This window comes from Dactylosporangium vinaceum, assembly GCF_019904175.1.
Classification (GTDB): domain Bacteria; phylum Actinomycetota; class Actinomycetes; order Mycobacteriales; family Micromonosporaceae; genus Dactylosporangium; species Dactylosporangium vinaceum.
Genome location: NZ_CP061913.1, coordinates 3,141,859 through 3,165,570, shown reverse-complemented (window position 1 = coordinate 3,165,570; position 23,712 = coordinate 3,141,859). Strand labels below are relative to the sequence as shown.

Sequence of the window (23,712 nt, the reverse complement as noted above, 5' to 3'; positions counted from 1 at the left end):
CCGCCGGAGCGCACTGGGCCAGGCTCACTTCGTGTACTGGAACGCCTCCACGTCGAAGCTGCCGTTGAGGTTCTGCTCGCCGTTGTAGCCGCCGACGGCGTAGATCGTGCCGTCGGAGATGGCGACCGCCTGCCCGGCCCGGGGCAGGTCCAGCTTGGGCAGCGTCGCGGTCTTGGAGGCGTCCTGGCACCACCAGCCGAGCGCCTTCGGGCCGTTGTTGCCGCCGAGCACGCACAGGCCGACCTTGGTGATCAACATGGCCGCGGCGCCCTCGCGCGGGCCGTCCATCGTGAGGTGGTCGTTTGTCATCTTGCGTTCCTGCATGATGTCGATCGAGTCGAGGGTGACGCCGTCGCCCTTCTGCCGGCGCCCGCCGATGAACCAGATGCGCCCGGCCCGGTCGGTGGTCGCGGTGAGCTTCTCGCGCTTCTGCGACAGCTGCCCGATCGACTTCCAGCCGCCGGCGTCCAGGGCCCAGATGGTGTCCGTGGCGAAGCCGTCGGAGCCGGTGCCGCCGGCGAAGATGATGCCGTCGCTGTCCTGCAGCGCGACCCCGGAGTTGCGCTTGGCCGGCAGCTTCGGGCCCTCCTCCCACGTCTCGGAGCCGAGCTTGAGCTGCCAGACCTGGTCGGTGGCGCCGTCGCTGGCCAGGCCGCCCAGGACCCAGATGGTCTTGTTGCTGTCCAGGACCACGCCCATGTGGCTCAGCGTCCTGGGCAGCTTCGGCCCCTTGACCCAGCTGTTGGTGCGGTCCAGGTCGTAGATCCACACCTGGTCGGTGGTGCCGCGCGGCTCCTCGGCCGTGTAGCCGCCGATCACCCAGAGCTGCCGGTTGACGACAGCGGCGCCGGCGCCCTCGATGCCGATCTTCGTGGGCAGCTCGCTGAGCTTCTCCCACTTGCCGATGACGGCCGGGGCGTCGGACTTCGTGCCGGACGGCGTCGTCGTGTTGTCGTTGTAGGCCTTCAGCGCAAAGGCACCGCCCGCGATGAGCAGGACGGCGGCGCCGATCCCCGCGATGAGCGCGGCCCGTTTGCGCCCTCCGGACGGCGGTGGCGCCGGCAGCTGCGGTGGCTTCGGCGGCGCGGGCGTGTAGGTCACCGCGGGCGAGACCGGCGCGGCCGAGACCGGCAGCGGCGGCCCGGAGACCGGCGGCGCCGAGACCGGCGGCCCCGAGACGGGCGGCGCCGACATCGGCACCCCGGAGACCGGGTAGATCATCGACTGCGTGCCGGAGGGCGGGGCGCTCACCGGCACCGAGGCGGTACCGGTGGCGACGGGGACCCGGCCGTCGGCGGTCAGCTCGGACGGGTGGACGACCGCACCCTCGGCGACCGGCAGCTCGGGCTGTTCGAGGACGGTCGGGACGACGCCGAGCTCGCGGTGCAGCATGCGGGCCACGAGCGGCACCCGCGACGACCCGCCGACGAGCAGGATGCCGGCGAGCCCGTTGGCGGTCAGGCCGCTGTCACGCACCACGCGGGCGGTCTCGTTGACGGTCCGCGTGATCATCGGCCCGATCTTCGCCTCGAGCTCGTCACGGGTCAGGTGCAGGGCCGACTCGACGCCGGGCACGGAGACGGGGGCCACCGTGGTGCGGGAGAGCATCTCCTTCGCGCCGCGGATGTCCTCCCAGAACAGCCGGCGGTCGCGGCGCTCCTGCGACGTGCGCGGGTCCTGCAGGCGCCGCCACACGTCCGGCTGCGACGCCGCGAGCACCTCGCCGAGCCGCTCGACGAGGGCGGCGTCCAGGTCGAGGCCGCCGACGTCCTCGAGGCCGCCGGAGCCGATGACGGTGAAGCCCTGCGGATCGTTGCGGACCACGGCGATGTCGATGGTGCCGCCGCCGAAGTCGTAGACGACGACGGCCTGGCCCGGGGGCAGGGGGTGGTTGAGGGCGCTGATGAAGTACCGGGCCGCGGCGACCGGCTCGGGCAGCATGCTGACGTCGCCGAACCCGGCGGTGACGGCGGCGTCGTGCAGCATCTTGCGCCGGGTCTGCCCCCACGAGGCCGGGTACGTGAGCACGACCGGCGGCGCATACCGGGTCACCTCCGCGACGCCGACCGCCACTGCGCGCAGTACCGCCGCCAGCATGTGCACTGTGGGAATCTCGGAGCTGCCCAGCAGCACCGAGGGCTCGTCGATGCGCCGCTTCGGGTTCGGCTCGTAGCGGCCCGGGTCGAGCTGGGCGAGGCGCTGCGCATCCCGTCCGACCGCGAGCTGGCCGTTGTCGGTGAGGAACACCGACGACGGCATCAGCGGCGCGCCGTCGAACAGCACGGGGCGCCGCCGCCCGTCGGGCGAGCGGATCACGGCGACCGTGTTCGACGTGCCGAGGTCGATGCCGACGACGTAACCGCTCACCACGGGGTTGCTCCTCTATCAATCACGGCTGGGGACCAGCCGGCGCGTAGTCATGTCGGGGTCCCACCGGGCCCCGAAGTATGGCTGCTCGACACCCTTGGCGAACGCGGCCGACGCGGCGGGCGAGGCGGCGATGCGCCAGTCCGTCTCCTTGACCGACTCGTACCAGAGGAAGCCGATGATCTCCGGGTGCCTCGGCAGCGTCTGGAGCAGGTCGGTGATCCACTCGGCCTTGCGGCCCTGCGCGTCGGTGGCCGCGGTCTCGGTGACGACGATCGGGCGCTTGCTGAGCGTCTTGAGCTCGCCGAGGGTGACCCGGTAGATCTGCTCGAACGTCTGGTACTTCTCCATGCCCGCGGTGCCGTAGTAGCCGGACAGCCCGACCCAGTCGACGTACTGGTCGCCCGGGTACAGCTGGGACAGCGGCGTCGCGTTCTCGTACACGACGTTCGGGCTCCAGACCCAGATGACGTTCCCGGCGCCGAGCTTCTCGAACAGGTCGTGCACGTGCCGCCACGCCTTGACGTAGTCGCCGGCCTGGTTGCCGTTGGCGGACTCGCACCACGGATACCAGTAGCCGTTCATCTCGTGGGCGAAGCGGATCGCCACCGGATAGCCGAGCGCCTTGATGCCGTTGGCCCACTCGGTGATGTAGGCGTCGAAGTTCCCGCCGCTGATGTTGCCGAGTCGGTACTGCGGCTGCGTGCCCCGGTCCTTGTCGGTCTTCGACTCCGCGCGGTAGTCCCAGGGCTCCCAGCCCAGCATGGGCAGCATGCCGCGGTTGACGATCCGGTCGAACGGCTGCCGGTCGAAGTGCTTCTGCGCGCCCCAGCCGGACGCGAACATCATCACCTGCGGCTGCTTGCCGGCCGCCTTGACGAAGCCGTTGTAGTCGGTGAGGTCGCCCGGCCCCTTCTCGGTGAAGATCCCGAAGAACGCCGTGCCGTTCTGGGGGAACACCTGCGGCGGCTTCTGCGCCTGGGTCGGCGCGAACGACGGCACCGGCTCGGCGAGCTGCTCCTGCCAGGTCGCCTTCGCGCTCGTGTACGCCTCGACGCGCGGCGCCACCACGAACACGTAGCCGCCGATGACCACGAGCGCGGCCAGCATGAGCCGCGGCAGGGTGATCATGCCGGGCTCTTCTGCTTGGGCTGGATCGGCAGGCCCGCGTGCGGCACCGCCGGAAACCCGTGCACCGTCGGCAGGTCGTCGATGGCCATCCCACTCGCGGCGGTGGCCCGGATGGTGACGACGAGGCCCGCGGTCACCGGGTCCTCCTCGGGCTCCTCGACACCGCGCCGGCGCAGATATGCCGCATACGCCATCAGGGGCGGCAGGACGCCGACGACGACACTGAGTGAGGCCCAGAAGCGCAAAGCGATCGAGTCGTACCGCAGCAGCGCGCTCGTCACCAGCAGCGCGGCGCCGACGAGCGCCCACACCGCGTGGGTCCGGAACGTCCGGGGCCCGTCGCCGCTGCGCAGCCGCCCCTTGGCCGTCACCGCGTAGGCGAGCGGCCGCCGGGCCAGCGCCGCCAGCCCCGCCGCCGCGTACACGGGCATGGCGAAGAGCGCGAGGAGCATGCCGTGCACGCCGATCTCCCGGCGCTCGTGCCGGGCGAGGTTGTACCGCCGCAGCCACAGCCACAGGATCGCCCAGCTGCCCATGCTGGCGCCCCACAGCCCGAGCCACAGGCGCCACTCGATGGTGGCCGCGTTGATGCCGAGCGTGAGGTAGGTCCCGGTGGCCACGATCCCGGAGACCGCGGAGAGCGCCACGCTCGGGTAGTACGACTGGACCAGGCCGTAGCAGAGGCGCTGGCCCATGCTCAGGCGCGCGAGGCTGGGCTTGGCCTTGCGCAGCAGGATCTCCCACACGCCGTAGGCCCAGCGCTTCTGCTGGTTGAAGTAGTCGGTCCAGCTGGTCGGCCCCTCGCCGATCGCCACGACGTCCGGCGTGTAGACGCCCCGCCACCTGCGGTCGGTGAGCGGGTTCTTCGCGCCCATGACGACCATGCTGGTGAGGTGGTCCTCGATGATCGAGTCCTGGTATCCGTCGATGAGCGCCCACGCCAGCGGCCGGTAGAGGTGGTTGGTCCCGATGAGCAGCGGCGCGTCGAGCCCGTTGCCGCCGCGCTCGATGAGGCCGGAGAACAGGTACTGCTGCACGGACGCGCCGTGCACGACCCAGTTGTCGTACATGTTGCCGTACACCTGGGGCGCCACGACGAAGGCGACGTCGGGGTCGCGGAAGTAGCCGAGCGTGCGCTCCAGGAAGCTGGGCATTGGCACGTGGTCGGGGTCCATCTGCGCCACGACGTCGTACACGTGCTCGTGCGTGGCCCGCCAGGCGTTGTGGTTGCCGGACTTCGTCTTGGCCCGGAACGCCCCGTGCTCCTGGTTGAACTCGGGCCGCCCCTTGCGCGAGAAGTGGTTGACGCCCAGCCGCCGGGCCATCGCCTTGACCCGCGGATCGTCGCCCTCGTCGAGGATCCAGATGTCGACCTGCCCGTCGTACCGCACCCGCTGCATCGCCTTCAACGACCGCTCGACAACGTCGATGGGCTCCTTGGCCGGCACGATCGTCGTCAGCATCGCGATGCGCAGCCCCGGCTCGGGCACCATCGGCACCGGGTCGCGCGCCTTCCACGCGAACACCCACACGGCAAAGTTCTGCAGCATCCGCACGGCCTCGACGAGCACCACGAAGCAGAACGCCACCCGCGCCACGATCACGTGCCAGTCACCCGGCGCCGCGTCCCCGCCGCCGGGAATGTGCTCGGGCAGCAGCAGCCACCCGACGAACACCACACCGGTCAGGAAGTTGAGCCCGATGAGCAGCGACAGCACGACCCGCCGCCACGCACCCCCGACGTGCCGGAACACCACCGGGTGCTGCGCCGTCCGCGGCGTCGTCAACGGCCCGGCAAGCTCATTGCAGTCCTCGTAGGCCCGGTGCGTCTGCTCGGCCTTGGCCAGCAACTTCCCGCGCCGCCGCCGAGCCCGCCGCTCAGCGCGCGACCCTGCACCGGGCGTGGCCTCAGCTCCGGACGACCCGGATGCCACCGATCGGGGCGCGGCGGTGTCCAGCAACGACCCGGCCTCCGATCTTGTCAGCAGAAACCATTCCGACCCAGGGACGACCCGGAGCCGCCCACGCAATGCCGATGGTAGGCACAGAATGCGATCACGAGGACCACCCGAACGGCCCGTTAACCAACCTTCACACCAACCGTGTCTGCGCAGCTCAAGAGCGTTTTTCGGGACTTTCCGCAGCCCTTGGACGCCCCAGGATGTAACAGATCCGACAGCCCCTTTCCTGATCTCTTTCTTGAACCAATCCAGTGCCGCCCGAATTACCCCGGGAAGTGTCGACAACCTGACATGCGGCTGAGGCAACACCCGGTATCTCCAGCCGCCGGCGCGCATCTCCTTTTGCATACGCCACTCACACCGAGGCTCCTGGCCCGCGTCCCCGACCGAGCACCAGCCCGGCCAGCCGCCGCGGCCCGCTCGCCGGCGTCTCGACCCGGTGCGAGCGCGCTGCGTCTATCCGTTGCGAACCACCGCCCGGCTCGACCGTCGAGCTATACGCACTTGCCGGGCATGGCGCCGCCGTGGACGATCTCGACATGTCGACCCGAGGTGGCATGCGCAGGACATTGACCACCGCGCGCCTGGACCTGGCCGCCTTCCAACCCGACGACGCCGAAGCACTGCACGAGCTCTTCAGCGATCCGCAGACCCACACCATCGGCAACGGGCCGCTGCGCGACATCCGGGAAACCGAGCACTGGATCACCCGTCGACAGGCATGCCGGCGAGACCTGGGCCTGTGCTGGTACGCCCTACGCGAGCGGCCAACCGGCCGCCTGGTCGGCAACTGCGGCATCTTCGTCGGGCGCACCGGCCCCACCGAACCCGAAATCGGCTACGAGATCCGCCACGACAGCCAACACCGCGGCTACGCCACCGAAGCAGCCACCGCCGTCATCACCGAGTGCGCCCGCATCGGACTGCCCCGCGTCTGGGCGACAGTCAGACCGGCCAACACCGCCTCACTACGCGTACTCCACCATCTCGGCATGTCCTTCACCCGAAGCGAAACCGACGAGAAGGGCACCCTGCACTACATGTCACGCGTCCCATGACCGCTCGTGAGGTGAAGCTCCCAAGGCCCCTAACCCAGCGGTGCACCAGGGCCCTCAAACCGTCGACGCCGACCCCCAGCGGTCGTCCTCTTTGCCGCCGGGCCAACGCGAGGGTGGTTGCCGAACTGCTGGCCGACTTCGCGTGACTTTCTCAAAAACGTTCTGAACCGCCTTACGCGCGACCGCCCTGCACTTCGTGCAACACCGCCCGGCACGCGAATAGCCCGGCGCGCGAAACACCCAGCGCGCGAGTAACTCCCGCGCGAGCCCCCCGCGACCAAACCGCCTCGTGCCCGCCCGCGCTGCAAGCAATCTGCCCTACACACGACTCGACGTGCGCGTAATCGAGCCCGCACGCGATTCGGTCTGCGCCTGATTCGGCCTGCGCGCGAGACGCTTTGCACACGAGTGGGCTCGCCCCGGTCCGCCTTACGCGCGAGTGGCTCTGCCGATGATGGCTGAGGGCACCGGCAATACCCGATCGCCTCCCGGCCCTCCGTTCCCGGCCCTCGGTTCCCGCCCTCCGTTCCCGGTTCTCGGTTCCCGCCCTCCGTTCCCGGTTCTCCGCTCCCGGTTCTCCGCTCCCGGTTCTCCGCTCCCGGTTCTCCGCTCCCGGCCCTCCACTCTCCGCTCCGGCTCTCCGCGGGCGGCCTTCCGCTGACTCCATGCTCCCCGATGCGAGGTGCGATGAGGTGCTGGTCGGGCGGCCGGAGCTCCATGCCGGCACCTCCGACGCGGACGGGCTCCGACGTGGGCAGGCTCCGACGCGGGCGGCCTCCTGCAGACCGATCCTTCCTGCGGCGACGCTGGCGCTGCTCACGGCCCGGGAGTAGCACCGGTCAGCTGCGAATCAGATCACCGCCTCCCACAGGGGCGCCGCGGGCTCGTCCTGCGGAGATCGGGCCGAGGTTCGACCCGGGGCCTGCGATCGTCCGCGCTGGGGACGGTCGCGCTGAGGGCGGTCGGGCTTCGCGTGGTCGGGCTGAGAGCGGTGGGGTTCGGCGTGGTCGGGCTCCGTGTGGTCGGGGCCGGCGCGACGGGGCTGGGGGCCGTCGGGCTCGGCGTGGTCGCGCTGGGAGCGGTCGGGCTCGGCGTGGTCGCGCTGGGGGCCGTCGGGTTCGGCGCGACGGGGCTGGGGGCCGTCGGGCTCGGCGTGGTCGCGCTGGGAGCGGTCGGGCTCGGCGTGGTCGCGCTGGGGGCCGTCGGGTTCGGCGCGACGGGGCTGGGGGCCGTCGGGCTCGGCGTGGTCGCGCTGGGAGCGGTCGGGCTCGGCGTGGTCGGGCTGGGGGCGGTCGCGGGCGAGGCGGGGTTCGGCGAGGAGCAGGAGTACGGCGGCGGCGGTGATGATGGCGCCGGCCAGGGCGACCGTCCGAACGCCGGCGTGGTCGATGATGGCGCCGCCGAGGAAGGAGCCGGTGGCGATGCCGACGTTGAACGCCGAGCTGCCGCCGGCGGAGCCGATGTCGGTGCTGCCCGGGGCGACCAGGAGGATGCGGTTCTGCACGGCGGCGGCCATGGCGCTGTATCCGAAGCCGATGAGGGCCAGCGCCGCGACCGCGACGAACTTCAGGGTGCCGAGGGAGTACAGCAGCGTCAGCGACGCGGCGATGAGGATCCATGGGACGAGGAGCGCGAACCAGGGGTACCCATCAAGAAATCGTCCGACGACGGCGGCGCCCAGGAAACCGGCCGAGCCCGTCAACAGGAGCACGGGGCCGAGGCTCGAGGCGGCGAACCCGGTGACGTCGAGCAGGTAGGGCGTGACGTAGGTCTGTGCCGTCATCGCGCCCGTGACGCCGATCGCCGTGCAGAGCATCAGGATGACGTACCGCCGCAGCGAAGGGGTCGCGCCGCGCGATGCGGCGTCGGCCTCGGGCGCGACCTTCGGCAGGAACGCCACCACCATGGCGCAGGTCGCGACGCCGACCAGGGCCATGACCAGGAACGCGACGCGCCAGCCCGCCTGCTGACCGATCCAGGTCCCGAGCGGCACGCCGAGCACGGGAGCCAGGGCGGCGCCGAGCGACATGCGGGCCACGGTCCGGCCGCGGCGCGAGGGCGGGAACAGACTCGTCGCGGTCGAGGCGACGATGGACCAGAACAGCGCCTGGCTGAGCCCGACGACGAGCCGGGCGGCGAGCAGCACCTCGTATCCGGGCGCGAGTGCGGAGACAAGCGTCGCCGCGGAGAAGACGCCGAGGGTCAGGCCGAGCAGCAGCCTTCGCGGGATGCGCCGGGTCACGCGGGCGAGCGGGAGTGACATGAGCACGACCACCACGGCGTACCCCGTCATCAGCAGCCCGACCTGCGATCGCGACCGGTGCAGGTCGTCGGCCATGAGGGTGAGCAGCCCGACGGGCAGCACCTCGGTGGTGATGTAGGTGAACGTCGAGACGGACAGTGCGATCAGAGCCAGGTTGGCGCGTCGGTGTTCGAGCATGTGCGCTCTCCCATCCCGATGATTCCGGTATTTGCCTGAACGGTGGTAGCATCTCACACATGGAAGCGACGGACAACTCCGCACTTCGCATCGTCGGCGGGCATACCGGGCTCGACCTGGTGAATACGGTGGAGCCGCGGGTGCCGGGGGCCGAGCCCGAGAAGGAGCACCTCAATACGCCGGAGGAGCTGCTGGAGTGGGCCGTCCGCACCCGCGTGGTGGAGCCGGTCGAGGCCCGGGAGATCCGGCTCGTCTGGCAGGGTGAGGCGGCGCTGGCCGCCGTGTTGGCGATTCGCGAGGCCCTTTATGCAGTACTACTGGCCCGGCTGAACGAGGAGGGAGGCCCGATACTCCCGTATCAACCAGCCCTCGAACAGCTCGGCACACGTTACGCGGCCGCCGTGGCCAGGGGCGGCCTCACGCTGCCGCCCGACTCGCCGACGATCGGCCGGCTCCGACTCGGCGACGTCGCCGCATTCGCGGTGCAGGACCGCCTGGCCGCCATTGCTGTCGACCTGCTGACCAGGGAGAACATCGAGGATCTGCGCCAGTGCCCGCTCGACGAGGGCGGCTGCGGCTGGCTGTTCCTCGACCGCAGCCGCAACCATTCGCGCCGCTGGTGCGCGATGGCGGACTGCGGCACCCGCGTGAAGGCCCGCCGCCTCACGGTCAAACGCCGGGGTCGACAGCTACCACCAAAATAGGTTATGGTGGGAGCATGCCGATGGTTCGCATTCGATGTGACTTCTTCTCCGACGCACTCGGGTTCGCCACGTCGATGACCGTGCTCCTGCCCGCGCCGACACCCGACCGCCCGGCCGAACTCCCGACGCTGTACCTCCTGCACGGCCTCAGCGACGACGACACGGCCTGGACCCGCTTCACGACGCTGGAGCAGTACGCCGCGGACATGCAACTCGCCATCGTCATGCCCCAGGTCCAGCGCAGCTTCTACACCGACGAGGTCTGGGGCCGTCCATATTGGACGTTCATCTCCGAGGAGCTGCCACGCACGGCCCGCGCACTGTTCCGCCTTTCCGACGACCCCGCCAAGACCTTCGCGGCCGGACTGTCCATGGGCGGCTACGGCGCGTTCAAGCTCGCACTGCGCCACCCCGACCGCTTCGGCGCCGCCGCGAGCCTGTCGGGCGTCCTGGACATCGCCACCCGCGCCAAGGCACTGCGCCCGCCCGAGGACCCGCGGATGTGGCCACGCATCTTCGGCGACCCGCCCATGGTCGAGAACACTCCCGACGACCTGCTGCACCTCATCAAGAACGTCAAGAACCCGCCGCTTCTGTACTCCGCGTGCGGCACCGAAGACCACCTGTACCCGTCGAACGTCAAATTCCGAGACGCCTGCGCCGAGCACAATGTGCCACTCGTGAGCGAGTTCTCCCCCGGTGACCACGATTGGCGCTTCTGGGACGCGAAGATCCGCGACGTACTCGCCTGGCTACCGTTGCCATGATGCCGTACCCCAACGGCGATGTAGTCGACGCGCTCTGCATCGCAGGGCCGGTCAACCGCGCTCCATCGACGCCGTTGCCGTGATGCCGTTCCCCTGCGGCGGTGCAGTCACCCGCACTGCGCATCGCAGGGCCGGTCGGCCACCCTCCGCCCACGCCGTCGCCACGCACGAGCCGGCAGGGAGCAGCACCGCCGCCGCCGCGCTGACCGCCACCGTCGCCGGGCAGAGCACCGCGACCGCCCGGAGCACCGCGGCCAGCCCAGGGCGCCGCTGCCAGCCGGAGCAACGTCGCCAGGCAGGGCACTGCAGCCAGCCAGGGCAACGCGGCCAGGCCGGGCGCCGCGGCCGGCCAAGGCAACGCGGCCACGCACGGCGTCACTGCCGCCCGAGGCAACGTCGCCAGGTAGGGCGCCGCGGCCGGCCAGGGCATTGAGATGGTCATGGCTGCACTGGCCGTCGGGCACGGTGGTGGCCAGGGTGCGTTCGGCCGTATGGGGTGGTTGACGGCCGCCGCGGCTGCGGTCGAACTGGGCTACGGAGATCCTGTGCGGCTTACTCGGGCGGCGGCGGCGATTGCGGCATGGCGGGCGCTCGGCGGTTCCCGGTCCGGTCCGGCTCTGCCCGGCCTGGCTCGGCTCTGGCCGGCCTGGCTCGGCTCTGGCCGGCCTGGCTCGGCTCGGCTCCGGTGTGGTGGAGGTGCTTGGCGGGTTGGTGCGTGGTCGCGGGTGGGGTTACGGGGTGGCTGGGGTGGGCGGGGAGTTGGCGGCGGTTACGGTGAAGTTTTCCATCTCGGTCAGTAGGCGGTGCAGGGCCGGCATCGGGAGGTAGGCGGTGTCCACCTCGGTGGTTATCTGGGTCGTGTCCTCGATGTCGTCGATGTTGAGCATCAGCTTCTCGTTGAAGTACGGCAGCTCGGCCTCGCTGACCACCCGTGTTCGTGGCCTCAGCGCGTCGATCTCCGCCTGCGTCCACGGCCTGGCGGCAGGGCTTGTCGCGGTGCGGCGGTCGTTGTAGAGGACCTGCAGGTCCATCGGCTCGCCGCGGTCCTTCGACACCCGGTCCAGCAACGCGTCGCGGGCGGCCGGATCGTAGTACGCGTACTTCGAGGCGGCCATCGACGCCTGTCTGGCGCGGTGGATCGTCTCGTCGGCGGTGGCTCGGCTCGTGTCGATGACCACCAGGCCGTTCTGGGCCAGTGGCGTCACCGCGTCGGCCAGGCCCGGGCGGAAGCGGTTGCCCACGATCACCTGGGTGACGAACCGGGGGGTGGCGACCACGCGGGCGTAGGCGGTGGCGTAGGCGGCCAGGAGTACCGGGGCGGTGTCCACCGAGAGCCGTGACGCCACGCGTTCGCTTGCGGCGTGCAGGGCGGGCGAGGTCCAGATCAGGCGGCGGAAGCGGGGCGCCGGCGGGTGGCGGTGGCCCGCGGGGAAGCGCCTGGCGTCGATGGTGCGCAGGTGGGTTTCCCAGAAACGCATGGCGTTGTCGGTCTGGCGGGTCGAGCGGCGCTGCTGGGCGGCCAGTTCCAGGGGACCGCCGGCGATCGTTGCGGCAAGTGCGTGGCGCTGCGGGAGTTCGCGGATCATCGTGGCCAGGCCGCTGCCGTCGGTGGCCAGGTGGCAGACGTCGACCAGGACGTGGGTCACGGCGGCCGGGGTGCGGACGACGGCCATGCGGATCGGCCACTCCGTCGTGTACTCGAACGGGCGCGACTTCCAGCCCGCGTAGACCTCGGCGGCCAGCGTGGCCGCGTCCGCGTCCGTGCCTGCCGTGTGGACCGACAGGTACGCCTCGCCGCTGGTGAAGACCTCCTGCGTCGTCGTGCCGTCGGGAGCGAAGCGCAGCAGGGAGCGCATCGACGGGTAGCGGGTCATGAGGAAGCGCAGCTCGTCGGCGAAGTCCGCAACCTGGCGGGCGTCGTGGACCGGGACGACGCCGCCCATGCTCATGGAGCTGCCCATCTCGCGCATGGCCCGGAAGACCTGCTGCTGGCCCCACGTCAGCCCGCCGACGCCCGCGCCGGCGGCGGTGCCGGTGGAGAAGCTCACCCTGATGCGTTCCATGGAAGGTCATCGTGCTGAGTGGACATCGATGCAGGCAAGAATACGAATGGATGCGAGTGCGGGGCCGACCGACGGAGCGCCAGCCCCGATACCCGCCCGGGCGTATTACAGGTCCGGCGGGACCCAGCCCGTGCGGGCCGCCTCGGTGGCCAGGGTGCCCGGGCGGTAGAGGGTGTTCAGCAGCCGCTTGTCCAGCACCTCGGGGTGGCGGGCGACGAAGTCGTCGAAGGTGGCGTCCGCCTGTGACATCCGGGCCGCGATGAGCTCGACCCAGGCCCGGCTCATCGTGGCGTGGTACTTGCGGGGCTGCCCCGCATATCGCGCGGTCCGCCGGATGCCGTCGCTCACCAGGTCGACCGCGGCCGCTGGACCCACCGCGCGAATGGCCAGCCAGGTCAGGTGCACGTGGTCGCGGTGAGCGAAGCGGCCCGAGGAGCCGGTCACCGCCGCGAACAGCTCGTCGAACGTCACTGTGCGGCCTCCGTCAGCGCCCGCAGTACCCCCGCGAAGTCCGCGGCGGCGCCGGACGGCAACGAGGCCAGGGCGCGCCGCTCGAGCTCGGCCATCGCGCCGATGACCCGGGCGGCCACCGCGGCCCCCGCGGGCGTGAGGCGCAGGACGACAGTGCGGCGGTCCCTCGGGTGGGGCCCGCGGGTCAGCAGGTCGCGCTGCTCCAGGCGGTCGACGATGCCGGTGAGTGTGGTGGGGCGGACCCCGGCGGCCGCGCCCAGCTCGGACACGGTGCCGGTGCCGTCGGTGAAGACGGCCAGGTTGGCCAGGGCGTTGAGCTCGGACGGCGAGAGGTGCAGGTCGGCCAGGGCGGTCGTGAGGTGGTGGAGGGTCGCGTGGGTGGCGCGCTGAAGGTCGAGCAGGAGAGGTACCACGGAATCGGACTATACGAGTTCGGACTAAACTCCGGAACCCCATATCGCGAAGGCGCCCGTTTTGCGGGTCTTCTTCGCGGTGTACATCGCGCTGTCGGCCTGTCGCAGGAGCTCGTCGGGCAGCGACGCGTCGTTGGAGATGGCCACGCCCACGCTGGCGCTGGCCGGGAGCTCGTGGCCGTCGACCACGATCGGCTTGGCCACGGCCTCCACCACCCGCTCGGCGACGCGCGCGGCCGCGGCCAGGTCCGGCAGGTCCTCCAGGACCACCACGAACTCGTCGCCGCCCAGCCGCCCGACGGTGTCCTCGAGGCGCACGCAGTGCGTGAGCCGGCCCGCGACCGCGCGCAGAAGCTCGTCGCCGGCCTCGTGGCCGAGCGTGTCGTTGATCGGCTTGAAGCCGTTGAGGTCGATCAGCAGGACGCCGACGCGGCTGCCGGTGCGCCGGGCCCGGGCCAGCGCCTGCACCATGCGCTCGCCGATGAGGGCGCGGTTGCCCAGGCCGGTCAGCGGGTCGTGCAGGGCGCGCCGGGTGAGCTCGGCGGTCAGGGCGGCGCCGTCGAGGGCGAGCGCGACCTGGGTGCGCAGTGTTTCCAGCGCCCGGCGCAGCTCGGCGTGCAGGGACCGCTCGGAGGTCGCCACGATGACGCCGAAGAAGCGGCCGTTGACGACGAGCGGCAGGATCAGGGCGGAGCGGGTCGAGTCGATGCCGGGCACGCCCAGCTCCGCGATCGAGCCGATCCCGAGCACCTCGCCGGACTGCATGAGGGTGCGCAGGCCCGCCGGCGGGGCCACGCGGCGGCCGACAAGCCCCGTGTCGGTGCCGTCGAGCTCCGTGCCGGCGGCGGCCGTGACGACCAGCTCGTCGACGTCGGGGGCGAGCACCACGGCGAGCGCGTCGGACGTGTCGGCCAGCAGGGCGGCGGCGCCCTCGACGGCGAGTTCGTGGACGGCCGTGGTGTCGGCCGCGGTCAGCAGGCCCGTGCCGATGTCGGCCAGGATCTGGTCGCGCACCATCGACTTGCGCAGCGCCGCGAGGGTCCCGTCCAGCCGTCGCAGGGTCTTTTCGTGCACCCGCAGCGAGACCGCCTGCCGCGCCAGCACCAGCCCGTTGAGGACGAGGGCGGCGACCGGGACGACCCAGCCGCGCACGCCGTGCCGGTCGCCCCAGTGCGCCAGCAGCAGACTGTCGATGCCGCCCACGGCCACCAGCGACACCCACGTGAACAGGCGGCCGTTGACGCTCACGGCGTCTTATCGGCCCACCCGTGTGCTCAACTGAGCAAACCTTCCTGCCGATAGAAGACCGTGGCGGCGGAGACGGCAATGCGGCGGGTGCACGGGGCGGTCGTCGCCTGCCTGCTCGCGTCCGTGTCGTGGACCGCCCTGTTCGCCGCCGGCGTACCGGTGCCGAAGTGGATCGTATGTGCGCTGTGCCCGCTCGGGCTGGCGTTCTCCGCGCTCGCCACCTGGCTGACCGGGTCCGCGCCGGAGATCGCCGCGAGCGCCCGCCGGTTCTGGCGGCGCCTCGGCATCGGCAGCGCCTGGGTCACCGTGGGCACGGCGATCATGACCCCGGCCCGGATGACCCCCGACGCGCCGTGGGCCACCCGCCTGCTGCAGATCGCCTCGCCGCTGCTCGTCGTGGGCATCTTCTGCACCCTGTACGCCCTGCTGCGGCTGCCGGTGCACGCCCGGACCCGGGCCGAGTGGGTCCGCCTCGGCCTCGACGGGCTGACGGTCCTGGTCACCACGGCCCTGTTCCTGTGGCACCTGGCACTGCACCCCGTGGCCGCCCACAACGGCGACCTGCAGGTCGTCGCCGGCCTGTCGATCGTGGGCACCGCCCTGCTCATCACGCTTGCGGCCGTGCTGAAGGTCGTGATGCTCGGCAGCGGTACCGTCAGCCGCCGCTCCATGGCCCTGCTCGCCACCACCCTTGCCGTCGGCGGGATCAGCTCGGCGGCGTCGCCGCTGATCGCCCAGCGCCCGCAGTTCTCGGGGCTGCAGCCGGTCCTGAACCTGGTGTCGGCGCTGCTGGTGGCGCACGCGGCCCGCGCGCAGTGGCGCCCGGCCGAGCGGGAGCGCCGGGTCCGGCCGCCCCGCGGATACAGCAAGCTGCCCTACTTCGCGGTGGGGGCGACGCTCGTCCTGCTGGCCTGGGTCGCGTACACCGACCACCGCGACATCGCCGCCGTGGCCTCGGGCGCGATAGCGGTAAGCGCGGTCGTCGGCGTCCGCCAGCTGCTCGCGCTGCGCGACAACCAGCGGCTGCTGGCCGAGGTGCGCACCCACGAGCGGCGGATGCGCCACCAGGCCAACCACGACGCCCTGACCGGCCTGGTCAACCGGGCCCACTTCACCGAGCTGCTCGGCACCGCGCTGGACCGGGCCACCCCGACCGCCGTCCTGCTCATCGACCTCGACGACTTCAAGCTCATCAACGACACGCTCGGGCACGCCGTCGGCGACGAGGTGCTGACCACCGTCGCCGAGCGCCTGCGGGCCGCCGTCCGCCACGACGACATGATCGCCCGGCTCGGCGGCGACGAGTTCGCGGCCATGCTGCACGACGTCGCCGGCGAGGCGGCGATCCGGGTCGCCGAGCGCATCCGCGAGGCCCTGTCCGCCTCGGTCCGCGCGGCCGGCCACGAGCTGCTGGTCCGCGCCTCCGTCGGCGTGGCCACCTCCGAGCCCGGCGACGAGGTCGACACGCTGCTGCGCAACGCCGACCTGGCCATGTATGCGGCCAAGGAGCGGGGCAAGGGCGGGCACTTCGTCTACGTGCCCGGCATGACGACCCGGATCGTCGCCCACGCCGAGCTGGGGGCCCGGCTGCGCGACGCCATCGACGCCGGCCAGCTGTATCTGCAGTACCAGCCGATCGTGCGCCTCGACGACGGGCGCACCGTCGGCACGGAGGCCCTCGTGCGCTGGCGCCACCCGGAGCTGGGCACCATCCCGCCGGGCGACTTCATCCCGGCCGCGGAGCAGACCGGGCTGGTCGTGCCGCTGGGCCGGTTCGTCATGCGGGAGGCGTGCGCGCAGCAGGCCCGGTGGCGGCGCGAGCTCGGCGCGGCCGCCCCGTCGTACGTGTCGGTGAACGTCGCCGGCCGCCAGCTCACCGACCCGGACTTCGTCGGCGACGTGCTGGCCGCCCTCGCCGACGCCGACCTCGACCCGATCCACCTCACGATCGAGGTCACCGAGACGGCGGTGGTCGACGAGGCCGCCATCGCCGCGCTCCAGCAGCTGCGCGACAGCAGTGTCCGCATCGCGCTCGACGACTTCGGCACGGCCGCGTCGTCGCTGGGGCTGCTGCTGACGTGCCCGGTGACGGCGCTGAAGCTGGACCGCTCGTTCGTCTCCGAGATCACCACCGTGGCCCGGCAGGAGGCGGTGGCGACGGCGGTGATCCGGATGGCGCAGGCCCTCGACCTGGACACGGTGGCCGAGGGCATCGAGACCGAGCCGCAGGCGCGGATGCTGCGCCACCTCGGGTACAGGTACGGCCAGGGCTACCTGTACTCGAAGCCGCTCGCCCCCGAGGACCTGGCCGAGCGGTCCCGGACCCCGGCCCCCGCGTTCGCCGGGCTGGCCGTGCGGCACTAGACAAGCGACGCGACCTGCTTCACGTGCCGCAGCGCGGGCACCGACTCCAGCCGCTCCACGCCCTGCAGCGGCCCGATCCGGTGGGTCACGTACGTGTACAGGTCCGCCACGTTCCGGCAGAGCACGATGGCCATGAGGTTGGTCTCCCCGGTCGTCGCGGCCACGAACACCACCTCCGGGTGCCGGGCCAGCTCCTCCCCCACCGCGGCCAGGTGCGCGGGCGCGACCGTCAGCCACAGCATGAACCGGGCCCGGAACCCCAGCGTCGCCGGGTCGAGCTCGACGTCGAAGAAGATCGCCCCGGTCGCCCGCAGCTGCTCCAGCCGCCGCCGCACCGTCGACTCCGACCAGCCGGTGGCCGCGGCGAGCTGCGGGAAGCCGAGGCGCCCGTCGCGGTTGAGCGCGGCCAGCAGCGGCCCGTCCTCCGCGGCCAGGACGGCCGGAGTGTCCAGGAGCGCGGGGCGGTACCGCAGCCGCTCGGTCTGTTCGGGGTTGAGCATGGTGCTGCGCGCCTCTCCGCCGACCGGGCCGCCCGCGAAGTGGTGCATGAGGCAGTGCGCGCGGACGGAGACCAGGCGGGGCGTGCGCGGCAGCTTCTGCAGCAGCAGCGTCTCGCGGTCGGCGGTCCCGGGGTTCTGCACGATGCACGTGATCTCCGTGCCGCCCGAGGCCAGCGTGACCCAGGAGGTGTCGGGCCGCCGGGCCAGGGCGTCGGCGATCGCGGCCGCGCTGTCCGGGGCGCTCTGCAGCCGGATCATCCACATGTCGTAGCCGAGCCGGACCCCGTCAGGCATGGCGGCGACGCGCACGCCCTCGTCGTGCAGCCGCCGGTAGCGCCGCGCCACGGTCTGGTCGGAGACGCCGAGGACCTCGGCGAGCGTGCTGAACGACACCCGCCCGTCGAGGCGCAGCGCGTCGATCACCGACTGGTCGAGTGTGTCGATTTCCACCAGAGCAGCCTACAACGAGTCGAGATCCGCCATGATCACGGCGAAAGCTATCGGCAATCGAGCACAGGCCGCACATTGGCGGCATGCGCAAATGGTCTGCCCTCACCGCCGTCTCCATCGGCACGTTCATGTTGCTCGTCGACGTCACGATCGTGACCGTCGCCCTGCCCGCCATCTCCCGCGACCTGTCCACGTCGCTCGGCGGGCTGCAGTGGGTCCTCGACGGGTACGCCCTCGCCCTCGCCGCGGTCCTGCTCGCCTCCGGCGCCCTCGCTGACGGCCACGGCCGCCGCCGGGTGTATCTCGGCGGCACCGTCGTGTTCGCGCTGGCCTCGCTGCTGTGCGCGCTCGCCCCCAACGCGGGCCTGCTCATCGCGGCCCGGTTCCTGCAGGGCCTCGGCGGCGCGGCAATGCTCGCCACGACCGTCGCGATCCTCAACGTCGCCTACTCCGGCAAGGACCGCGGCGTGGCCTTCGGCATCTGGGGCGCGGTCAACGGCGCCGCCGCCGCGGCCGGCCCGATCGCCGGCGGCCTGCTCACCGAGCACCTCGGCTGGCGCTGGATCTTCCTGGTCAACCTGCCGGTCAGCCTCCTGGCGATCTGGTTCACCGTCCGCGGCGTCACCGAGTCCCGCGGCCGCAGCGACGCCCGCCTCGACCTGCCCGGCACCGTCACGTTCACGCTCAGCGCCTCCGCCGTCACGTTCGCCCTGATCCGCGGCGGCGACGCCGGCTGGACCGCGCCGAGCACCCTCGCCGCGTTCGCGGTCTCCGCGCTCGCCCTCATCGCCTTCATCGCCGTCGAGCGCCGCAGCGACCACCCGATGCTCGACCTGCACCTGTTCCGCAAGCCGTCGTTCAGCGTCCTCATGATCGCCGCGCTGCTGGCCCAGGCGGCCGCGTTCGCGTACCTGCCCTTCACGACGGTGTGGCTGCAGCAGTTCCTCGGCAAGGGCCCGGTCGACGCCGGCCTGCTCGGCGCCCTCCCGATGAGCGCGGCGTCGTTCGTGGGCGGCGCGTTCGCCGGCCGCTTCCTGCAGCGCGTCTCGCCGCGCCTGACCATCGGCCTGGGCCTGCTGCTCATCGGCGCCGGCGCGCTCCTGCAGGCCCGCCTCACCCCGGACTCGAGCGGCCGGGCGCTCATCCCGGGCCTGATCGTGGCCGGCCTCGGCGTGGCCGCGGTCCTGCCGACGATGGCCTCGGCCACCCTCGCCGCGGTCCCCCACGAGCGCAGCGGCATGGCCGGCGGGGCGATGAACACGTTCCGCCAGCTCGGGTTCGCGCTCGGCGTGGCCGTGTTCGGCTCGATCTTCGCCCACCGCCTGGCGGGCCACCACGCCCCGACCGACGCCGTGAACCACGTGGCCGCGGTCGCAGGCTTCGTCGCCCTCGGCACGGCGGTGCTGGTGCTGCTCGTCGTCCGCGCCGGCCGCCCGGCCTGGGAGGCCCCGAGGCCGGCGGCCGCTCCCGCCGGCGAGACCGTGCAGGAGACCGTGTAAAGCACCCGCCGATCGCCGCGCTGCCCGCGTCCGGCGTGCCGGACGCGGGCCGGCGATCATAATGGCTGGATGGACGTCACCTGGTGGGGGCACGCGACCGTGGCCATCCGCGAACGCGGAGTCACGATCCTGACCGATCCGGTGCTGCGCAACCGGCTCGCGCATCTGCACCGGCGGCGCGGGCCCCGGCCCCGGCTCGACCGGGCGCCGGACGCCGTCGTCGTGTCGCACCTGCACGGCGACCACTGCGACCTGCCGTCCCTGCGGTCGCTGCCGGCGGAGACGCGGCTGATCGTGCCGCACGGTGCGGCGACGTTCCTGCGCAGACGGCTCGGTGAGCGCGACTTCGTCGAGCTCAAGGCCGGTCAGGAGACCCGGGTGCGGGATGTCACGATCCGGGCGGTGCCGGCCGCGCACGACGGGGGGCGCACGCCGAAGTCGCGGGTCCGGGCGGCGGCGCTCGGCTATGTCGTCACCGGCGACCGGGCGGCCTGGTTCGGCGGGGACACCGGGCTGTTCGACGAGATGAAGGAGCTCGGGCCGGTGGACCTGGCACTGGTGCCGGTCTGGGGCTGGGGCTGGACGCTCGGGCCCGGGCACCTCGACCCGGCGCGGGCGGCCGAGGCCATGCGGCTGGTCGAGCCCGGGGTGGCGGTGCCGATCCACTGGGGGACGCTCTGGCCCGTCGGGTGCGGACGGGTCCGGCCGGATCGGTTCGAGCGGCCCGGCGACGAGTTCGCCGCGTGCAGCCGGAGCACGGCGCCGCAGACCGACGTGCGCGTGCTCGCGCCCGGCGAGAGCACGACGCTTTGATCACGTTCGGTGGGCTCGTCGCCGCCACCGCAGTCATGTTCGGGGTCGTGGCCGTGGGGTCGATCCTGCCCGTGCTGCCGACCGGGGCGGCGGTGAGCGCCACCGCGGTGCTCGCCGCGCACTACAGTCCGCTGGCGGTGCCGGCGGTGATCGCGGTGGGCGGGCTCGGCGCGTACCTCGGCGACGCCGTCACGTTCGCGATCTGCCGGGCCGGCGGGGAGGCGCTGACCCGGCGGCTGCGGCTGCTGCGCACCGACTGGAAGCTGGCCGAGACGGTGCGCGAGCGGCTGCAGCGGCGGCCGGTGCCGGCGCTGCTCGTGTCGCGGCTCGTGCCCGGCGGGCGGATTCCGGTGCTGCTGGCGGCCGCGATCGTCGGGCTTTCGTGGCGTACCTTCATCGTCTCCAACATCGCCGCGGCCCTGCTGTGGTCGGCCACCTACTCGGCGATCGGCCTGCTGAGCCGCAACGTCTTCCCGCAGCCGTGGCAGGGCGTCGTCTGCGCGATCGTCGTCGTGCTCGCCGCCGGCCAGGTCGCGAGCTGGGTGCAGAAGCGGCGGCAGAAGGCCAGGGACGCCGGCGCCGAGGTCACGCCCTGACGGCTCAGGCGACAGCCTCGACGTAGATGGTCTCGTCGTTGCGCAGCACCTGGTCGAGGTCGGCCACGTCGGGGACGGCGCCCTCGCGGTACGCCCGCACCGTGATGCCGTCCGCGTCGAACCCGGCCTCGGTCAGCGCGTACGTGAGCTCCTCGCGGTCGTAGAGCCACCGGTGCCCGTACACGTAGAACAGCTGGTTGAACATGAACGCCCCGCGCGCCGGCATCGCCGGAGCCACGCCGGTCAGGGCCCGGTTCATGCGGCGCCGGTGCTTGCCGAAGAAGCCGTCGCCGTTGACGTAACTCTCGCAGTACACCCGCAGGTCCGGCGTCGTGACCCGCAGGAGGCCGCCGGGGCGCAGGATCCGCTTGACCTCGCGCAGCCAGGCGATCCCGGCCCGCAGCGTCACGTGCTCGATGAGGTGCTCGGCGTAGACCCAGTCCACGGTGTCGTCGGCGACCGGCAGCACGCCGGTGATGTCCATCTCGGCGAAGCAGGCGGCGCCGTCCACGCGGTACACCTGCCGGCTCTCGCTCTTCGTCCCGTCCTCGGCGGTCAGCGACACCAGGTCGGTGCCGAGCGCCCGCGGGTGGCCTGTCTTGAACGCCGCGAACTCGATGCCGGTCAGGCCCAGCTCGTCGAAGTGGCTGCGGTCGAGCACCTCGAAGCGCAGCAGCGGCTCCAGCTTCTCCACGCGGGCCAGGTCCTCGGTGAACGAGTCGACCGTGACGGCCAGCTCCTGCGGGTCTTCCCAATTCCAGGGGCGTAACGCGGCCTCAGACATGCGTGCATCTAAACACCTCGAACTTTGGCGGACAAGGGAAGATCGTCATCCCCCGTCTCCGGGACCGGCCCGGGTTCCCGCAGGCCGAGATCTTCGAGCCACGACACAAGCTGCCGGTGTACCGCAACCGCCCCCGGCGGCGGCGCGGCGAGCAGCGGCCACTCGGCCGGATACACCAGGATCGCCTCGGTCTGCCAGCCGCCGATGCCGCCGTGGGAGCCGACCAGCTCCTCGAACGCGGCGACCTCCTCGGTGCCGGCGTCGACCCGGCTCACCACGATCAGGTCGCCGACGTGCGCCATCTCCTGGTGCGCGCGCAGATCGGCGGCGGCGTGCGGGCCGTAGGGCAGCAGCGGGTCGTCGCCCTCGACGGTGCCGTCGCGCAGCAGGTGCCGGCCGTTCGGCCCGATGGCGACCGGCCCGTCGGGGGTGGCGACGACGACCAGGCCGATGCCGGCGTGCTTGGCCAGCCCGTCGACGAGCCCGGGGCGCAGCGCCTCGACGTCGGCGAGCTGCGCCCGGCCGGGGACGCTCGTGAGGTACAGCATCGCGAGGTTGCCGGAGGCGATGGTGACCACCTCACCGTGCGGGCCCGGACCGCCGTCACCATGGGTCACCGGCCCGCACGAGCGGGTCTGGTGCGACACCCCGGCCAGCAGCGTGCCGGCCCGGCCCCACTCCTCGTCGTTGGGCCCGGGGGCCGCCGAGGCGACGCCGTTGCCGCAGATGTCGGCGATGAGCTGTTCGAGGGTCACGCCGTAGCGCTGGCTGAACGTGGCACCCTGGCTCTGCCCGTGGTCGGAGAGCACGACGATCCGGTAGTCCCGCCCGGCCACCCGGGCCAGCCGGTGCAGCGTGCCCAGGACCCGGTCTAGGCCCTCGAGGGTCTGCAGGGCCTCCGGGCGCAGCGGCCCGGCGTGGTGGGCGACCTCGTCGTAGTCGACGAAGTCGCAGTAGATCACCGGCGCGCCCCGGCTCATCTGCTCCGCGATCAGCGACACGTTCAGGTCCCGCAGCAGCACGTTCGTCACCGCGCGCAGGGCGACGTACGCGGCGGTGCGGGGCACGCGCGGGTACACGTTGCGAAACCGCTGCCGCCGGGCCTGCTGGATCTCCTTGAGCATCTCGCCCACCGACAGCACCAGCGCCCGGGCGAAGCCGTAAGGGCTGGCCACGAAGGCCAGGTAGCCGCGGGCCGAGCGGCCCGGCAGCGCGGCGTTGCTGAACGTGAGCAGGCTCGTCGGGGCGTCACCGGAGAAGACGTTGCTGATGCTGACGCCGCCGTCGGCGAGCAGGCCGCGGCCGGTGGAGATGCGGGCCTCGACGTCGGCGGCGTCGCGGGGCCGGTTGGTGACGACGAGCCGGGCGCCGTCCTTCTCATACCAGCGGAACGCCGGGATCTGCCCGAAGTCGCCGTGCAGGATGCCGGCCTGGCTGGCCGGGGTGGTGGCCGGCAGGCCGGTGTGCCACGCCTGCATCGCGTGGGTGCCGGTGCGCACCCACTTGCCGAGGTTCGGCAGGTTGCCGGCCTTGACCGCCCACGACAGCAGCGGCGCGGAGAGCCCGTCGAGCTGCACGATGAGCACACCCGGCTCGGTGGCCGGCCGGCCGCGGTGGCGGCGGGCCATCTGCCGCAGCGCCTGGCCCAGGAACACGTCCTCCGAGCCGGCGTCGGCCAGCCAGTTGACGAGCGCGGTGAGCGCGGCCGCGAGCCAGCTGGCGATCCAGGCGTCGGTGAACGAGCCGACGCTGACGCCGTTGCCCAGGCGCAGCGCGGTGAACATCACGACGGCCTGGATGATCACGCCGACGGCGAGCACGCCGACCCCGCCGACGAGCACCGCGACGCCGAGCAGCACCAGCCGCATGGCAGTGCCGATCACGGCGAGCAGGACGGTGAGCTCGACCAGGGCCCACGGGCCGCCGCTGGCCGTCACGCCGGGCAGCGCCCAGAACGTCACGGCGAGGACGGCGAAGCTCGTCACGCCCGAGCGCAGCAGCGACTTGCCCCACGCCACGGTGAGCCGCCAGTCGCGCAGCAGCCGGATCGCGAAGCGTATCCGCGCAGCGACGACCCCCACGC

The 23,712-nt window shown here is 72.3% G+C and carries 18 protein-coding genes; 7 read left to right on the top strand and 11 right to left on the bottom strand.

Annotation, left to right across the window (positions count from 1 at the left end):
• Nucleotides 1-24 precede the first annotated feature (24 nt).
• Genes Dvina_RS13975 through Dvina_RS13965 form a run of 3 tightly spaced genes read right to left on the bottom strand, consistent with a single transcriptional unit; the run spans nucleotide 25 to nucleotide 5,348 of the window.
• The gene (locus Dvina_RS13975; protein WP_223102904.1) at nucleotides 25-2,367 is read right to left on the bottom strand and encodes an Hsp70 family protein; all 2,343 of its coding nucleotides are present in this window, start codon (nucleotides 2,365-2,367) and stop codon (nucleotides 25-27) included.
• Nucleotides 2,368-2,385: 18 nt separating this feature from the next.
• Nucleotides 2,386-3,498 carry a glycoside hydrolase family 26 protein gene (locus tag Dvina_RS13970; protein WP_223102903.1) on the bottom strand — a complete coding sequence of 371 codons (1,113 nt, stop codon included), beginning with the start codon at nucleotides 3,496-3,498 and terminating at the stop codon, nucleotides 2,386-2,388.
• The gene (locus Dvina_RS13965) at nucleotides 3,495-5,348 is read right to left on the bottom strand and encodes a glycosyltransferase family protein (protein WP_246656206.1); all 1,854 of its coding nucleotides are present in this window, start codon (nucleotides 5,346-5,348) and stop codon (nucleotides 3,495-3,497) included. Before Dvina_RS13965 ends, Dvina_RS13970 begins: the two co-directional genes overlap by 4 nt.
• Before the next feature lie 635 nt (nucleotides 5,349-5,983).
• Between Dvina_RS13965 and Dvina_RS13960 the strand changes: the two genes are divergently transcribed.
• The gene (locus tag Dvina_RS13960; RefSeq protein WP_223102902.1) at nucleotides 5,984-6,517 is read left to right on the top strand and encodes a GNAT family N-acetyltransferase; all 534 of its coding nucleotides are present in this window, start codon (nucleotides 5,984-5,986) and stop codon (nucleotides 6,515-6,517) included.
• 850 nt (nucleotides 6,518-7,367) lie between these two features.
• On the opposite strand, the gene Dvina_RS13955 is transcribed toward Dvina_RS13960, so the two are convergent.
• Nucleotides 7,368-8,957, bottom strand: coding sequence for an MFS transporter (locus tag Dvina_RS13955; RefSeq protein WP_223102901.1), 1,590 nt, complete (start codon nucleotides 8,955-8,957; stop codon nucleotides 7,368-7,370).
• 59 nt (nucleotides 8,958-9,016) lie between these two features.
• Between Dvina_RS13955 and Dvina_RS13950 the strand changes: the two genes are divergently transcribed.
• Together Dvina_RS13950 and Dvina_RS13945 are read left to right on the top strand one after the other, a co-directional pair.
• Nucleotides 9,017-9,661 carry a CGNR zinc finger domain-containing protein gene (locus Dvina_RS13950; protein WP_223102900.1) on the top strand — a complete coding sequence of 215 codons (645 nt, stop codon included), beginning with the start codon at nucleotides 9,017-9,019 and terminating at the stop codon, nucleotides 9,659-9,661.
• Nucleotides 9,662-9,681: 20 nt separating this feature from the next.
• Nucleotides 9,682-10,428 (top strand): alpha/beta hydrolase, encoded by a 747-nt coding sequence (locus tag Dvina_RS13945; RefSeq protein ID WP_223105521.1) that lies wholly within the window; start codon nucleotides 9,682-9,684, stop codon nucleotides 10,426-10,428.
• A gap of 731 nt (nucleotides 10,429-11,159) precedes the next feature.
• On the opposite strand, the gene Dvina_RS13940 is transcribed toward Dvina_RS13945, so the two are convergent.
• From Dvina_RS13940 to Dvina_RS13925, 4 genes are all read right to left on the bottom strand, one after another.
• Nucleotides 11,160-12,491, bottom strand: coding sequence for a condensation domain-containing protein (locus Dvina_RS13940; RefSeq protein ID WP_223102899.1), 1,332 nt, complete (start codon nucleotides 12,489-12,491; stop codon nucleotides 11,160-11,162).
• 105 nt (nucleotides 12,492-12,596) lie between these two features.
• On the bottom strand, nucleotides 12,597-12,962 hold the full coding sequence (locus tag Dvina_RS13935) for a hypothetical protein (RefSeq protein ID WP_246656205.1): 366 nt from the start codon (nucleotides 12,960-12,962) through the stop codon (nucleotides 12,597-12,599).
• Entirely contained in the window at nucleotides 12,959-13,375 is a 417-nt protein-coding gene (locus Dvina_RS13930; protein WP_223102898.1) for a MarR family winged helix-turn-helix transcriptional regulator, read from the bottom strand. The genes Dvina_RS13935 and Dvina_RS13930 overlap by 4 nt, the downstream gene beginning before the upstream one ends.
• 24 nt (nucleotides 13,376-13,399) lie before the next feature.
• Nucleotides 13,400-14,623, bottom strand: coding sequence for a sensor domain-containing diguanylate cyclase (locus Dvina_RS13925; RefSeq protein WP_246656204.1), 1,224 nt, complete (start codon nucleotides 14,621-14,623; stop codon nucleotides 13,400-13,402).
• Between the two features lie 78 nt (nucleotides 14,624-14,701).
• Between Dvina_RS13925 and Dvina_RS13920 the strand changes: the two genes are divergently transcribed.
• A complete protein-coding gene (locus Dvina_RS13920) occupies nucleotides 14,702-16,987 on the top strand; it encodes a putative bifunctional diguanylate cyclase/phosphodiesterase (protein ID WP_223102897.1) in 2,286 nt (761 codons plus the stop codon).
• Here Dvina_RS13920 and Dvina_RS13915 read toward each other — a convergent pair.
• Nucleotides 16,984-17,937 carry an Lrp/AsnC family transcriptional regulator gene (locus Dvina_RS13915; protein WP_223102896.1) on the bottom strand — a complete coding sequence of 318 codons (954 nt, stop codon included), beginning with the start codon at nucleotides 17,935-17,937 and terminating at the stop codon, nucleotides 16,984-16,986. The two genes, Dvina_RS13920 and Dvina_RS13915, sit on opposite strands and share 4 nt — an antisense overlap.
• An 83-nt stretch (nucleotides 17,938-18,020) precedes the next feature.
• On the opposite strand from Dvina_RS13915, the gene Dvina_RS13910 reads away from it, so the two are divergent.
• From Dvina_RS13910 to Dvina_RS13900, 3 genes are all read left to right on the top strand, one after another.
• The gene (locus Dvina_RS13910; RefSeq protein WP_223102895.1) at nucleotides 18,021-19,436 is read left to right on the top strand and encodes an MFS transporter; all 1,416 of its coding nucleotides are present in this window, start codon (nucleotides 18,021-18,023) and stop codon (nucleotides 19,434-19,436) included.
• Between the two features lie 69 nt (nucleotides 19,437-19,505).
• Nucleotides 19,506-20,249 (top strand): MBL fold metallo-hydrolase, encoded by a 744-nt coding sequence (locus Dvina_RS13905; RefSeq protein WP_223102894.1) that lies wholly within the window; start codon nucleotides 19,506-19,508, stop codon nucleotides 20,247-20,249.
• Nucleotides 20,246-20,845 carry a DedA family protein gene (locus tag Dvina_RS13900; RefSeq protein ID WP_246656203.1) on the top strand — a complete coding sequence of 200 codons (600 nt, stop codon included), beginning with the start codon at nucleotides 20,246-20,248 and terminating at the stop codon, nucleotides 20,843-20,845. The genes Dvina_RS13905 and Dvina_RS13900 overlap by 4 nt, the downstream gene beginning before the upstream one ends.
• A gap of 4 nt (nucleotides 20,846-20,849) precedes the next feature.
• Here the strand turns inward: Dvina_RS13900 and Dvina_RS13895 are convergent, their stop codons facing one another.
• Together Dvina_RS13895 and Dvina_RS13890 are read right to left on the bottom strand one after the other, a co-directional pair.
• Nucleotides 20,850-21,629: a class I SAM-dependent methyltransferase gene (locus Dvina_RS13895; protein ID WP_223102893.1), complete on the bottom strand. Its 780-nt coding sequence runs from the start codon at nucleotides 21,627-21,629 to the stop codon at nucleotides 20,850-20,852.
• 8 nt (nucleotides 21,630-21,637) lie between these two features.
• The gene (locus Dvina_RS13890; RefSeq protein ID WP_246656202.1) at nucleotides 21,638-23,710 is read right to left on the bottom strand and encodes an alkaline phosphatase family protein; all 2,073 of its coding nucleotides are present in this window, start codon (nucleotides 23,708-23,710) and stop codon (nucleotides 21,638-21,640) included.
• Nucleotides 23,711-23,712: the final 2 nt, after the last annotated feature.

Bases quoted from the DNA above. Each gene is read 5' to 3' on its own strand.
- Dvina_RS13955 (WP_223102901.1), bottom strand. From the start codon at position 8,957: ATGCTCGAACACCGACGCGCCAACCTGGCTCTGATCGCACTGTCCGTC.
- Dvina_RS13895 (WP_223102893.1), bottom strand. From the start codon at position 21,629: ATGTCTGAGGCCGCGTTACGCCCCTGGAATTGGGAAGACCCGCAGGAG.
- Dvina_RS13920 (WP_223102897.1), top strand. From the start codon at position 14,702: ATGCGGCGGGTGCACGGGGCGGTCGTCGCCTGCCTGCTCGCGTCCGTG.
- Dvina_RS13950 (WP_223102900.1), top strand. From the start codon at position 9,017: ATGGAAGCGACGGACAACTCCGCACTTCGCATCGTCGGCGGGCATACC.
- Dvina_RS13970 (WP_223102903.1), bottom strand. From the start codon at position 3,498: ATGATCACCCTGCCGCGGCTCATGCTGGCCGCGCTCGTGGTCATCGGC.
- Dvina_RS13910 (WP_223102895.1), top strand. From the start codon at position 18,021: ATGCGCAAATGGTCTGCCCTCACCGCCGTCTCCATCGGCACGTTCATG.
- Dvina_RS13940 (WP_223102899.1), bottom strand. From the start codon at position 12,491: ATGGAACGCATCAGGGTGAGCTTCTCCACCGGCACCGCCGCCGGCGCG.
- Dvina_RS13905 (WP_223102894.1), top strand. From the start codon at position 19,506: ATGGACGTCACCTGGTGGGGGCACGCGACCGTGGCCATCCGCGAACGC.
- Dvina_RS13945 (WP_223105521.1), top strand. From the start codon at position 9,682: ATGGTTCGCATTCGATGTGACTTCTTCTCCGACGCACTCGGGTTCGCC.